Origin of the sequence: Pseudahrensia aquimaris (assembly GCF_042676045.1) — a bacterium.
Lineage (GTDB): Bacteria > Pseudomonadota > Alphaproteobacteria > Rhizobiales > Rhizobiaceae > Pseudahrensia > Pseudahrensia aquimaris.
This window is the reverse complement of the sequence record NZ_JBHTJV010000005.1, coordinates 92,755-105,948: the sequence shown is the minus strand read 5'-3', so window position 1 is coordinate 105,948 and position 13,194 is coordinate 92,755. Positions and strand designations below refer to the sequence as shown.

General features: G+C 56.4%; 13 protein-coding genes. 5 read left to right on the top strand and 8 right to left on the bottom strand.

Translation table 11 applies throughout. From position 1 onward, the window contains the following. Position 1: 1 nt before the first annotated feature. Genes ACFQ14_RS07910 through ACFQ14_RS07900 form a run of 3 tightly spaced genes read left to right on the top strand, consistent with a single transcriptional unit; the run spans position 2 to position 2,618 of the window. On the top strand, positions 2-907 hold the full coding sequence (locus ACFQ14_RS07910) for a manganese/iron ABC transporter ATP-binding protein (protein WP_377212317.1): 906 nt from the start codon (positions 2-4) through the stop codon (positions 905-907). Next, complete coding sequence (locus tag ACFQ14_RS07905) at positions 907-1,773, top strand: metal ABC transporter permease (RefSeq protein ID WP_377212185.1); 867 nt, start codon at positions 907-909, stop codon at positions 1,771-1,773. The genes ACFQ14_RS07910 and ACFQ14_RS07905 overlap by 1 nt, the downstream gene beginning before the upstream one ends. Beyond that, the gene (locus ACFQ14_RS07900) at positions 1,770-2,618 is read left to right on the top strand and encodes a metal ABC transporter permease (RefSeq protein ID WP_377212184.1); all 849 of its coding nucleotides are present in this window, start codon (positions 1,770-1,772) and stop codon (positions 2,616-2,618) included. The genes ACFQ14_RS07905 and ACFQ14_RS07900 overlap by 4 nt, the downstream gene beginning before the upstream one ends. Here the strand turns inward: ACFQ14_RS07900 and ACFQ14_RS07895 are convergent. The 6 genes from ACFQ14_RS07895 to ACFQ14_RS07870 all read right to left on the bottom strand — a co-directional run bounded on the left by ACFQ14_RS07895 (position 2,611) and on the right by ACFQ14_RS07870 (position 9,532). Beyond that, positions 2,611-3,834, bottom strand: coding sequence for an NAD(P)/FAD-dependent oxidoreductase (locus tag ACFQ14_RS07895; protein WP_377212183.1), 1,224 nt, complete (start codon positions 3,832-3,834; stop codon positions 2,611-2,613). The genes ACFQ14_RS07900 and ACFQ14_RS07895 overlap by 8 nt on opposite strands. Before the next feature lie 34 nt (positions 3,835-3,868). After that, complete coding sequence (locus ACFQ14_RS07890) at positions 3,869-5,221, bottom strand: MmgE/PrpD family protein (protein ID WP_377212182.1); 1,353 nt, start codon at positions 5,219-5,221, stop codon at positions 3,869-3,871. Positions 5,222-5,249: 28 nt separating this feature from the next. Beyond that, positions 5,250-6,698 carry a TRAP transporter large permease gene (locus ACFQ14_RS07885; RefSeq protein WP_377212181.1) on the bottom strand — a complete coding sequence of 483 codons (1,449 nt, stop codon included), beginning with the start codon at positions 6,696-6,698 and terminating at the stop codon, positions 5,250-5,252. Then, entirely contained in the window at positions 6,699-7,487 is a 789-nt protein-coding gene (locus ACFQ14_RS07880) for a TRAP transporter small permease subunit (RefSeq protein WP_377212180.1), read from the bottom strand. 115 nt (positions 7,488-7,602) lie between these two features. After that, positions 7,603-8,643 (bottom strand): TRAP transporter substrate-binding protein, encoded by a 1,041-nt coding sequence (locus ACFQ14_RS07875; RefSeq protein WP_377212179.1) that lies wholly within the window; start codon positions 8,641-8,643, stop codon positions 7,603-7,605. Positions 8,644-8,791: 148 nt separating this feature from the next. Next, positions 8,792-9,532: an SDR family oxidoreductase gene (locus ACFQ14_RS07870; RefSeq protein ID WP_377212178.1), complete on the bottom strand. Its 741-nt coding sequence runs from the start codon at positions 9,530-9,532 to the stop codon at positions 8,792-8,794. A gap of 102 nt (positions 9,533-9,634) precedes the next feature. Here ACFQ14_RS07870 and ACFQ14_RS07865 point away from each other — a divergent pair, with 102 nt between their 5' ends. Then, positions 9,635-10,633 carry an Ldh family oxidoreductase gene (locus ACFQ14_RS07865; RefSeq protein ID WP_377212177.1) on the top strand — a complete coding sequence of 333 codons (999 nt, stop codon included), beginning with the start codon at positions 9,635-9,637 and terminating at the stop codon, positions 10,631-10,633. Here the strand turns inward: ACFQ14_RS07865 and ACFQ14_RS07860 are convergent. Beyond that, positions 10,630-11,457: a TerC family protein gene (locus tag ACFQ14_RS07860; RefSeq protein ID WP_377212176.1), complete on the bottom strand. Its 828-nt coding sequence runs from the start codon at positions 11,455-11,457 to the stop codon at positions 10,630-10,632. The genes ACFQ14_RS07865 and ACFQ14_RS07860 overlap by 4 nt on opposite strands. A gap of 177 nt (positions 11,458-11,634) precedes the next feature. On the opposite strand from ACFQ14_RS07860, the gene ACFQ14_RS07855 reads away from it, so the two are divergent. Continuing rightward, positions 11,635-12,387 carry an SDR family NAD(P)-dependent oxidoreductase gene (locus tag ACFQ14_RS07855; RefSeq protein WP_377212175.1) on the top strand — a complete coding sequence of 251 codons (753 nt, stop codon included), beginning with the start codon at positions 11,635-11,637 and terminating at the stop codon, positions 12,385-12,387. Here the strand turns inward: ACFQ14_RS07855 and ACFQ14_RS07850 are convergent. After that, positions 12,384-13,172 carry a DUF1365 domain-containing protein gene (locus ACFQ14_RS07850; RefSeq protein ID WP_377212174.1) on the bottom strand — a complete coding sequence of 263 codons (789 nt, stop codon included), beginning with the start codon at positions 13,170-13,172 and terminating at the stop codon, positions 12,384-12,386. The genes ACFQ14_RS07855 and ACFQ14_RS07850 overlap by 4 nt on opposite strands. Between the last annotated feature and the right edge of the window lie 22 nt (positions 13,173-13,194).

Genomic DNA, 13,194 nt, shown 5'->3' with positions numbered 1-13,194 from the left:
TTTGGACGCAAACCAGCCAAGTGACACGCCGCAAGATGCCTATGAGGAACCGGACGAACGTGAGGCCGGGTCTGGCCTTCAAGTTACAAATATCACAGTCACCTATCGCAACGGCCATACAGCCTTACGCGACACGAGCTTCGAAATTCCAACCGGCACGATTGCTGGCCTTGTGGGGGTTAACGGGTCGGGCAAGTCCACCTTGTTCAAGTCCATCATGGGCTTTGTGCCCGTCGCACGTGGCAGCATTTCTGTGCTGGGCCGCTCGGTGAATGAGGCATTGAAGGATAATTTGATCGCTTATGTTCCGCAGTCGGAGGAGGTGGATTGGAGTTTCCCCGTGCTGGTGGAGGATGTGGTGATGATGGGGCGCTTCGGCCATATGGGCTTCATGCGCCGCCCCAGCGCTGCTGATAAAAAGGCCGTCGCAGATGCGCTGGATCGGGTTGGGATGAGCGAATACCGCCGCCGCCAGATTGGTGAACTATCGGGTGGACAGAAGAAACGGGTGTTCCTCGCCCGAGCCCTGGCGCAAGAGGGCCAGGTGATTTTGCTCGACGAGCCATTCACGGGCGTTGATGTGAAAACCGAAGATGCGATCATTGGCCTGCTTCGCGAATTGCGCGACGAGGGGCGGGTAATGCTTGTCTCCACGCACAACCTGGGCAGCGTGCCGGAATTTTGCGACCGAACAATTTTGATCAAGGGCACTGTTCTTGCCTATGGCCCGACAGAAAGCGTGTTCACGCAAACCAACCTCGAACACGCATTTGGCGGCGTACTGCGGCACTTCGTATTGGGTGGCGATGAGCTGCATGACGACGAAGACACGCGGCAAGTTACCGTTATCACCGATGATGAGCGGCCGTTCGTCGTTTATGACGACAAAGCCGATAAGGGCCACTGATGGAGGCTTTCCTTGCACCTTTTGGCTATTCCTACATGGTCAACGCTATGTGGGTGAGCGCTTTGGTGGGCGCTGTTTGCGCATTCCTCTCGGTGTTTTTGATGCTCAAGGGCTGGTCGCTGATCGGCGATGCGTTGAGCCATTCAATCGTGCCAGGCGTGGCGGGAGCTTACATGCTCGGGCTGCCATTTGCGCTTGGAGCGTTTCTTTCTGGTGGGCTGGCGGCTGGTGCGATGTTGTTCTTGAACCAGCGCACCGGGCTGAAGGAAGATGCGATCATCGGGCTGATCTTCACGTCGTTCTTTGGACTTGGACTGTTCATGGTGTCGCTGTCGCCGACCTCAGTGGATATTCAAACGATTACGCTCGGCAACATTCTGTCCATTACGCCGGAAGACACGCTGCAATTGGTCATCATTTCCACCGTGTCTCTCGCGGTATTGCTGTTGAAATGGCGCGATTTCATGGTCTCGTTTTTTGACGAGAACCATGCCCGCTCCATCGGCCTTCGGCCGGACATTCTGCGAGTTGTGTTTTTTGCCATTCTCGCCGCCTCGACGGTTGCGGCCTTGCAGACGGTGGGCGCGTTCTTGGTGATCGCGATGGTGGTGACGCCGGGAGCGACGGCCTATCTGCTTTCCGACCGGTTCGGCCATCTCATCATCATCAGTGTCGCGATTGGCGCGACAACGAGTTTTGTCGGAGCCTATGCAAGCTTCTTTCTTGATGGCGCGACGGGCGGCATCATCGTGTGTCTGCAAACGCTGCTGTTTCTGACTGCGTTCTTTTTCGCTCCGAAATACGGAATGATCGCATCGCGCCGCCGCGCTGCTGTAGCGCTGGCGCGCGGGAAGGGCGTGGCGTGAGTTTTTTTGATGATCCGCTGATGCCCTTTCGCTTTCCTTTCATGGTGGACGCGTTCTTGATCGTTGCCATGATCGCTGTGCCGGCAGCGCTGCTGTCATGCTTTCTGGTGTTGAAAGGCTGGTCGCTGATGGGCGACGCGGTTGCCCATGCGGTGCTTCCCGGTGTGGTGATTGCCTATATCGTCGGAATTCCGTTTATCGTGGGGGCATTCTTCGCGGGCATGTTTTGCGCCTTGGCGACCGGCTTTTTGCAGGAGAACAGCCGCGTGAAGCGCGACACGATTATGGGTGTCGTCTTCTCCGGCATGTTCGGGTTTGGCATCGTGCTCTACACAAAAATCGAGTCGGATGTTCATCTGGACCACATTCTATTTGGCAACATGCTGGGCGTGGGGCGTGCTGATTTGATCACGACCGGTGTGATTGCAGCGATTGTGGTCGTCGCCATCGCGCTTCGGTGGCGCGATTTGATGTTGCATTCGTTTGACGAGGTGCAGGCGAAGGTCGCTGGACTGCCGGTGCGGGCAATCCACTATGCGCTGTTGATCATCTTATCGCTCACCATCGTCTCGGCGCTGAAGGCTGTGGGAATTATTCTCACCATCGCGCTGCTGATCGCGCCGGGAGCAATTGCGTTTTTGCTGACGAAGCGGTTTGAAACGATGATGATGGTTGCGGCTGCGGCATCGCTGTTTTCGACCTTCGCCGGGGTCTATGCCAGCTTCTTCATCGACAGTGCACCTGCACCGACCATTGTGTTGGTGATGACAGCCTTGTTCATCGCGGCCTTTGTCTATTCCACTCGCAAGGCGGCTCGGCTTTCAGCTTCAGCAGAGCTTAGATAACCGCTTTCTCGATCAACGGTTCGCCGCGTTCAATGCGTTCATAGTTGAAGGGCGTCATGTCGAGGCTGCGGTATTCGCCATAGGTGAGCCACTCCGCCGTGCCGCGGCCCATCGCGGGCGATTGCTGGAGGCCGTGGCCGGAAAAGCCGTTGAGAAAAAGGAAATTCTCCACCTGCGTGTGCGGGCCCATGATCGCGTTGTGGTCAAAAACATTCATCGAATAATGCCCGGCCCACTCATTCGTCACCTTGATCGCTTCGAATTGGGGGATGCGGGTGGCGAGGATGGGCCAGACATGGTTTTCCCAAATGTCCTGATCCATAGCGAAATCGTCATAGGCGACGGCGGGGTCAATGTCTGAGTGCCCGCCGCACTGATAGGTGCCGCCGCCGTTTTCGCGCACATGGACACCGGATGGGTCGATGGTGAGTGGCAGATCGCGGTCGAGAGGTGTGTCGGCTTTGAAAACCCACGAATAGCGTTTGCGCGGCTCCACCGGAATGTCGATGCCTGCCATGGCAGAGGTTCGCGCTGCGCGGGGGCCGGAAGCGTTGACAACTTGGCCGCAAGTGATGGTTTCGCCGGATGCTAGTGTGACGCTATCGATGCGGGTGCCGTTTGCATTTCTGGTCATGGCAGTGACTTCGTTGGCGATGTATTCCGCACCGTGTTCTTGTGCCTGCCGCCGCCACCAATCGAAAACAGCGCTGCCATCCCAATAGCCTTCGTCAACCAGATTGATGGAGCCGAGGACGATATCGTAAACGTTGTAAAAAGGGTAAGCGGCGGCGATTTGATCCGGCGTCATCAATTGTGTTGCTGCACCGGCGGCTTTTTGTACTGCGAGGTTCTCGCGCAGCACGGAGGCGAAAGCCTCGTTGTCTGCCAGATACATGTAGCCAAAGGACCGGATGGAAAGCTGCGGCACGCGCTCATCGTTGCCCATATACTCGCGAAGATTCTTCACAAAGTTGGCGGCGAATTGAGAAATACGCACGTTTAATTCGTTCGAGAATTGCTGGCGCATGCAGGAATTTGTGTGGGCGGTGGAGCAAAATTCGTAGGTCGGATCGCGCTCGACCACGAGCACCGTGCCGTCGAAGTCTGGATTGTTGGTGAGGAACCATGCTGTCGATGACCCCATAATCGCGCCACCAACGATGATCACGTCGTAGGCGGAACGGCTGGGCGTGGTGTCGAATTGGGTGGTGCTCATGAGGCCTATGCTGTGCGGGTTTGGCTTGGTGCAGTTAAGCGTCCGTGTCGACTGCCTGCAATACATGGCACGATAAATCCGAGAATTTGACCTCGTCGTTGGTGAGTGACAGTCCCGTTTCCCAGATCGCGTTTGCGCGCTTGGTAGACAGCGACGCGCTTGCGAACTGGTCAAACTTCTCGCGGATTTCGGCCACGCTCATTGGCGCTTCCGGGCCGCCGCGTGGGTTCGTATCGCCGGATTCCAGAACAGTTCCGTCGTTTAACGTGATGGTGACATCTGCCCATCGTCCGGCTGGGAAGCGGGCGGTGTGGCGTGGCTCTTCTACGATTGTGATGCAACTGAGGAGCGCTTCGGTTGCTGGATCAGTAAGCGCTGTGCCGGAAATGTGCTCCACGCCGATGCGGCCATGACGAAGGATTGTGGCAAGCGCAAAAGCCAGGCTGTATTGGGCCTTTGATGTTGTATCCGGCATGCCGGGGAACAATTTCGCGGATTTGTCGAACGTACGCACGGCCATGCTGGCAACGTTGGCGGCGTTTATTGCATGGTCCAGCTTGAGGCGCCGCACAGCGTCGATGGCACCATGCGCCCAGCGGCAGATCGGGTAGGGCTTGATGTAGTTGAGAGGCACTGTCCATTTGGTTCCGAGGTCATCCCAATAGGTGCGGGCACCTTCGCTTTCCAGGGTAATTGCTGGTGCGCCGGTGAAGCCCTTCGCGGCCATTTCATAGGCCATCATGCCCGTCATCGCGCCCATGCCAGAGCCGTCGTGCAACATTGTGGGGTTTGCAATTTCGCGCATCATCTGGCTGCGGGGGCCATGATATTCGGCAATGCCGAGCGACTGACGCAGAACGTCTTGCGATGCGCCGTGAAGCCGCACGCCCATAGCGGCAACGCCAAGGCCGTTCCAAGCGCCGGATGTGTGATAGTCGGATACAGTTGCGTGCAAGGCGATGGCGGCGCGTGTGGCGACCTCGTATCCGACCACGAAAGCGGTAAGCGCTTCGCGGCCCGAAAGGTTTGGCAGTTTTGCCGCCCACGCAAACAGTGCCGGCACAACGGCGCAGCCAATGTGGCCAAGAGTTGGGTTGTAGCCGTCATGGGCGTCGAGATTGTCGATCTGGCTTGCAGCGGCAAAGGCAGCACCGACCGGGCTGGCCATTCGTCCGTCGAACATGATTGGCACGGCTTTGTCGTGCGGTGCTGAGAATTGCTCTACCGCAATATCGCGGGCAATTCGGCCTGCTTCCATGCCAGTTGCCGCAGCGGCCACGGCGATGGTGTCAACGAGCAAGATCGACGCGAAGCGTAGAACGTCCTTAGGGATTGTGTCTGGCACTCGGGTGGTGAACTCGAAAACTCTGTTCACACTGTCTGTCATGCCTGGGACTTTCCTTAGCAGTGCGCCGTCAGTTTCCGTAAGCCTTGGCCGGCAGCCATGTGGTTAGTTCGGGGAACTCGAAGACAATGAACAGGCCAAACAGCTGGACCAGCACAAATGGAATGATGCCCTTGTATATGTGGCCGAGCGTAATTTCTGGTGGGCAGACACCTTTGAGATAGAACAATGCAAAGCCTACCGGTGGCGTCAGGAACGAGGTCTGTAGAGTTACCGCCACAAGAATTGCGAACCAGACAACGGATGGATTGTCGACGATGCCATACCCTTCCACCGGGATGTTGAGGCTCAGCACGACTGGCAGCATAAGCGGCATGATGATGAGGGTGATCTCAATCCAGTCCAGCAGGAAGCCGAGAAGGAAGATGATGAACAGGATGAACAGCACCACCATGTAGGGATCGGAGAATGAACCGAGCACCATGTTCTCGATGATCTCATCGCCGCCGTAACGGCGCAGTATAAAGGCAAAAAAGTTGGCTGCGATAAAAATGCCCACGATATAACCAGCGGTGTTCAGCGTTTGGCGGCTGACATCCGTAAGCACTTTCATGTTGAGGCGCTTGTTCAGTAGAGCCAGCACGGTTGCGCCCATAGCGCCGAGACCGGAGGCTTCCGTCGGCGTTGCGAGGCCGAAGAAGATGGAGCCGAGAACAAGCAGGATCAGCGCCATAGGTGGAATGACCGATAGGCAGACTTCCAAAACGATGGCCATAGACACCGGCTCACGGTCGCTAGGCAACGGCATGGCTTTGGGATTTATCAGCCCGTAGACAATGATGAAAACAATGTAGAGTGAGCCAAGAATGAGGCCCGGGAACAGCGCGCCCATGAACAGATCGCCAAGCGACACCGCGAGTTGGTCTGACATGATGACCAGCATGATCGAAGGCGGAATAAGGATGCCGAGCGTGCCGGAAGCGGCAATTGTGCCGGTGGCCATCGACTTGGAATAGTTCTGCTGCATCATGGCTGGAATGCCCATGACGCCGAGCAGCACGACAGAAGCGCCGATGACGCCGGTTGAAGCGGCCAGAATTATGCCGATCAACATGACGGTAAGCGCCAAACCGCCTCTCAATGCGCCAAACAGCACCTGCATGGAGCGCATCATGCGCTGCGCAACGCCGGATTGATCTAGCATCAGCCCCATGAAGATGAACATGGGCAGGGCGACAAGAACGGGGTTCTTGATGATACCACCGAAGAATCGACCGCCGTTGGCGTTGAGTCGGCGGTAGTTGATGCCCGTGCCGTCAAACTTGATGTATTCGGAGATTATCCGCCGGTTCGGGTCCAGCACCCACTCGCCCAGAATGATGAAGACGAGGCTAACGCCAACCAGGGCGTAAGCAACGGGGATGCCGCGAAACAGCATGATGATGAAGATGCCGAACATTGCCAGCACCATCCACTGGTTCAAGTCCAGCAGAGCGCCAAACAGCGAGAGGATTTCCATTTACGCGGTCTCCGAGCTGGCGCTTCGCAGGCGGAAATATCCGATCGCAAGCAGTAGAAGAGTGAGCCCGAAGGCGATTTCGGTCGTATGCGCGAGAAGTGGTTCACGGCTAATGCGTCTGTCGGCAATGTCCGGATTGGTTAGACGCACGACCCACCACAAGAAGTAATAGACGACACGCTCAAGCCCGAATGACAGGGCGGGTAACGAACCAAGGACGACCGAGAACAGGCTAAGTTTGCCAATGCGGGCTAGGAAGCGGAGCATAGCGGCTATGCTGGCGATGATGGCACACGTAAACAGGATCGGCAGCGAGGCTTTCAGCAGATAGAGCATGTGAAGCCCGTTGGCACTGTCGGACCCTTCGCGGGCGGTAATGGACGCGCCGGCATAGTGGATGAGGATGTCCGTCATCAGGATGAGGAAGGGCAACAGCAACCAACCAAGTGCGAAAACTTCAATCTTTGACTTGCGTTCTTCGCTGTAATTTTGGTGGAAAATATCCACCCGAACATGGCTGTTGGTTGTGATTGCGTAGCCGAAGCCAATCAGCATGGCGACGCCGTACATCCACCACTGCGCATCATCGAGCCAAGCCTGGTTGTTGCCCATTTTTCGGATAACGACCTGCGTTACGATAGCGACAATCAAAAGCGGGAAGATCCATGCGCCGACATTGGCGAGATTAACCATCAGGCGGTCGCCCCAAAGGTGTTCGTCGCGATTTACCTCACCGGGATCGGTGATCGCGATGACGTCTTCGACGGTTTTGATCTCGTTGCCCGGCATGGCCTGTCCTCCCCGATCTGCGCATCATTACAACGCGCATAATTTGGTGCGTAGAGCCGCACCAGTAATGGTGGCCCCGTGGAGGGGCCACCAAGTGTCTCAAGCTAAATGCTGCTTACTTGCGTGGCAGATAGATGCTGCCGGACCAGACTTTGTAGCCTGCACGGTATTCCTGCAGATCGTCCCAGACCTTCTTGAAGAATGGGTCTTCCGCAGCCAGTTCAGCCGCCACCGCGTTCCAGTTTTCTTCAAAGGCCGCCAGAATTTCAGGCGACCACTGTTTGATGGTCACGCCGTTTTTCTCTTGGTTCTCGACCATAGCGGCGTAGTTTGTGGCTTCCCCTTCCGCATAGTTGGTCGTGATGTTGGCGAGGCATGCAACGCGGATCTGTTCCTGTGCGCGCTCCGACAAGCCTTCCCACACGTCTTTGTTGACGAGCAGTTCAAACATCGTGGATGGCTGGTGCCAGCCGGGGAAGTAGTTGAACTTGGCAATTTTGTGAAAGCCCAGGCGGGCATCAATACGCGGCATGGAGAATTCAGTCGCGTCAATTGCGCCGCGTTCCAGAGCCGGGAAGATGTCTGATGCACCCAAAAGCGAGGTGGAAACGCCGAGGCGTTCCATCACTTTCGCGCCAAGGCCGAAGAAGCGCATGTTCAGACCTTTAAGGTCGTCCAGCGTGTTGATTTCTTTTTTGAACCAACCGGAAGTTTCCGGCGCGATCACGCCGCAGGGTGTTGCAACCACGTTGTAGCCAGCTTGGTCGTACATTTCCTGCCAGAGCTTTGCGCCATCATCGTAGAGAATCCAGCCGAGGAACTCGCCAGCTTCCGGGCCGAAAGGCACGGCGGCGAAAAGCGATGCGGAGTTGATCTTGCCCTGCCAATAGCCGGACGTTGCAAACGCGGAATCGACCGAGCCGTTAGAGACCGCATCAAGCGCTTCAAGCGTTGGAACGAGTTTACCCGGGTCGAAATGTTCGAACTCAACTTCGTCGGAAATCGAGTTGATCTTTTTGGTAAAGTCGACACCGGCAGTGCCGAGGATCGGCAGGTTTTTGCCGAAGGATGATGTCATTTCCAGTTTTTCCTGCGCCACGCCGGACGTGGTCAGGAAAGCGACGCTGGCAAAAGCCGCGAGCAAAGTGCGTTTCATATTGGTGATCCTCCCAAGGATTCGCTTGTTGTTTTCCAAACGTGTCTCCCTGCCGCTGATGCAGCACACGTTGGCACACAACCTAGTCGTGGATTGTGTGGCAGGTCAAACGGGCCTGCCACATTGTGTCGTGAACTTTCGTCGCACACTAACCGCGGCCGACATAAGGCATTTTTGTCGCCATGACGTTCATGAACAGCACGTTCGCTTCCAACGGAAGGCTGGCCATGTGGACCACTGCATCTGCCACATGCTGCACATCCATCACGGGCTCCGGCTTCATGGAGCCATCGGCTTGGGGTACGCCTTTGAGCATGGCGTCGGTCATGTCGGATGCTGCGTTGCCGATATCGATCTGACCACAGGCGATGTTGTGGACACGGCCATCAAGCGCGATGGAGCGGGTGAGGCCGGAAATTGCGTGTTTGGACGATGTGTAGGGGGCGGAGCCGGGGCGGGGCATCGTTGCGGAAATCGAGCCGTTGTTGATGATGCGGCCGCCTTGTGGGTCTTGATCGCGCATCATCTTGTAGGCTCCGTTGGCGATGAGGAACGCGCCGTTGAGATTTACGTCGATGACGTGCTTCCAGCCTTCCAAGGTGAGATCGCCGAAATTTGTGGAAGGGATGTTGTTGCCGGCATTGTTGAAAACGACATCGAGGCGTTTTTGAGTGTTGGCGATCTGATCGAACATTGCGGCGACGGAGCTTTCTTTGGTCACATCACAGGTTATTGCCACGAATTTGCCTTCGGCCATGTCCTTCGTTTCGTTGAGCGGCTCTGCCTTGCGGCCACAGCCGACGACGATGAAACCAGCTTTCGACAGGGCCAAAGCGGTAGCGCGACCTATGCCGGAGCCCGCGCCGGTGACGAGTGCGATTTTGGACATAGATGAATTCTCCGCAATTGTTTTCAGTCGCAACAATTGCAATTGGTCGAAAGGGGCGCAAGGGTTTGCGCTGATCGACACACACAAACGCGGGGCGCATTGATGCCATACATGATGATGACTTTGGACGGGATAGAAACGCTGGCACGGGATTGCCTGATCGGCGCAGGCGCGAGCGAGACAGCTGCCGCTTCCGTGGCACGATCTACACGCATGGCCGAGCGCGATGGTGTGCGCTCCCATGGGCTGATGTACGTGCCAATTTATGCGGAGCATGTTCAGTGCGGGAAAGTGAATGGGAACGCTACCCCTCTCGTGGAACAACCAAAGCCTGGCGCGGTTCGTGTCGATGCCGGTTCTGGATTTGCCCATCCGGCGATTGATGCCGGCTTTGACGCTTTTGCAGGCGCGGCACGGGATAATGGAATCGGCGTTATGACGGTGTTCAACTCATATAATTGCGGGGTGCTCGGGCATCATGCAGAGCGGATCGCGGAAGCTGGATTGCTGGGTCTGTGCTTCACCAATGCGCCTGCTTCAATTGCCCCCATCGGTGGTTCAAAGCCTGTGATTGGCACTAACCCGTTTGCGCTGGGGGTGCCTGGTGGCGATGGCCCTGTGTTTGTGATTGACCAATCGGCCAGTGCCATTGCCAAAAGCGAGATCATGCTGCGCAACCGCGAGGGCGAAGCTATTGAGCCGGGCTGGGCGCTGGATGCGGAGGGCAATGAAACGCTTGATGCGGCAGAGGCGCTAAAGGGCTCAATGGTGCCTTCGGGGGGCGCGAAAGGATTTGGTGCTGGATTAATGGTGGAGATTTTTGCCGCCTGTTTATCCGGTGCGGTCCTTGGCAAAGACGCTAGCCCGTTTTCTGGAACGGTGGGCGGTCCGCCCAATACTGGTCAGTGTTTCATCGCGGTGGAACCGGACGCGCTTTCCGGCGGCGGCTTTGGCGAGCGCGTGTCTGCGCTTGCTGCTGCGATCACAGATCAGGATGGCGCACGGCTGCCGGGTTCGCGTCGTGTGGGAGCAAGGGCGAAAACTGCTGGCGAGATTGCGGTGGATGGCGGATTGATAGAAAGAATCCGCGCTTTCGTCTAATCCATTGTTTTTGCTTTGATTGCTGCTGTGGTGATTGTTGGCTCATCGATCTCGCGTTTGCGCTGGGCCATCAGTTTGCGCTGATAGCGTCCCTGCACAACATCGACCAGAACCATGATCACCAGCACGAAGTAGAACGTGCTTTTGGCCATTTGTTCAACGGGATAGCCGTAGAGTTTGATGTGCGCGAGGTGCCCGCCTTCGGACACCAGCATGATGCCGACGATGAACAGGACGAAGAGGCCAAGCACTTCGTACATCCGGTTTTTCTCCAGAAACTCCGACACGCGGTCTGCCAGCAGCAGCATCATCAAGCCGGATATCACGATGGCCGTCGCCATGACGATAAAGACCTTTGTCAGCGCTAAAGCTGATAAAATCGAATCGAAGGAAAAAACCAAATTCATAACAACGATCCATGTGATCGCCGTCATGGGCGAACGCATGCCACGTTCGGCGTGAACGTCTGGATCATGAACCGCCAGCATATGAGCGATTTCTTTCATTGCGGTGTAGATGATGAACGCGCCGCCGAAGAGAACGATGAGCGAATGGCCCGTGACATCGCCCTCCAGAATGCCGGTATAGGGCAGGGTGAAGAGCGTTGACTGGAAATAGGATATCGCCTGCACGATGACGAACAGCAGCACGATGCGCAGCGCGATTGCCATCAAGATGCCGATCTGGCGCACGCGCTTTTGGTGCTCGGGCGCGACGCGTTTGGACTCAATGGAAATGTAGAGCAGGTTGTCGAAACCCAGCACTGCTTGCAGCATGACGAGCATAAGCAAAGTGAATAGGTTTTCGGGTGTGAAAAGTTCCATATGTCGAAGTCCCTCAGTCGTTTTCGCTCAGCTTAGTGCCGAACGCCGCATTGCGCGGAGCAGACGTTCTGTCTAACGCCTTATTTGCGTGTGACAAGTTTTGCGAAACGTGGACTGTGGAACCTTTGTTCCCTTGTGGTCGTAGTATTTGCGAACAATTCATTTGAGGAAAAGATGATGGCCGAGCCGAAATGGAAGCATGTTTGGATTACCGGAGCGAGTTCCGGTCTTGGCGAAGGCGTGGCGCGGATACTGGCCAAGAAGGGTTGCCATGTTTCCATCACCGCCCGATCAGAAGACAAGCTGGCCGCAATTGCAGCTGACTTCGGCAATGTAACCTCCTATCCCGGCGATGTGACGGACCCGGAGCGGCTGAAGGAAATCGTGGCGCAGGCCGAAGAGACGCACGGGCCGATTGATCTGACAATCTTTTGCGCGGGAGCGTGGTTCCCGTCTCCCATCACAAAAATGAAGGTTGAGAATTTCGCAAAGACCGTGGATGTGAACCTGATGGGGGTTGTTTACGCGCTTGATGCCGTCTTGGACCGGATGATTGAACGGGGCAGTGGACATATTTCTTGGGTGTCATCGGTGGCCGGCTACGGTGGCTTGCCGAATTCAGCCGCTTATGGTTCGACGAAAGCGGCTCTCATTCATCTGGCGGAAAGCGTGCGGCCGGAGCTTGAACGCAAGGGGCTGACGCTGTCGCTCATCAATCCGGGCTTCGTGAAAACACCGATGACGAACAAAAACGATTTTCCCATGCCGTTCATCATGGAGCCGGACGATGCGGCGGAAGCGATGGTGAGCGGGTTGGAGCGGGAGAAATTCGAGGTTGTCTTCCCCTGGCAACTGAAATGGATTTTGAAGTTCATGAACATTCTGCCGTATCCGCTCTACTTCTGGATCACGCGCAAGATGGTGGGCTAGGCTTTTTCGCTGCCGTAAATCACGCGCGGTTCCGGCGCTGGTGGGCGGGTTTGCAGGCTCATGCCCTTGCGCCACAGTTTCAGCGCTTCCCAGTGAATGCCCGCGACGATTTTCAGCGTCATCAGCGGGTAGGCGAAGAAGGCACGCAATAATGCCGTGTCTGTAAGCGGTTCTGCGTTGCCTTTGAAGTGGGTCCGCAGCAGTGGTTTGCCTTGTGTGCGTAGGGCAACGCCAACGGTTACAGCATCGTCAGGTCGGGTGACGTGGAAAGTGTATTCGCCTTCGACATTGTTGAAAGGTGAGACGTAGAATTGCTTCGCGGTTGCGTGGGCGTAAGCGATGCCGTGGGCCTCGCCCGCTGGCAGGACGTAGGTGAGATCTTCGCCGAATGTGTTGCGCACTTCGTAGATCATCAGCACGGGTGCGCCGTCTTCGTCGCAGCAGAAATAGACCGTGAGCGGGTTGAAGGCGAAACCCAGAATGCGCGGATAGAAAAGCATCTGAATGTTTGTTACGCGCCCGCCAAAGCCCATTTTCTCCACCACGCCCCAGGCGAAGTCTTTCACCGCGCTGCCGTCGCGTGCGCCGTGCTGACGCTCTTTCAGGCTGAACAGGTTGAAGCGGTTTAGGGAAAAGAGGCGCGTTGTCTTGGCAAGTGCCTCAAGGCGGTCAACGTCCACGAGCAGTGAAAACACGGAGTATGAGAGCTTGTGCTCCGTCGGGCGCAGCCGTTTGTGCACGACTTCGCCGCGGTAGAGCTTTGGCTTGGGTGTCCGTTTGGTCATGGACGTCTTTCGCTGAGTCCGA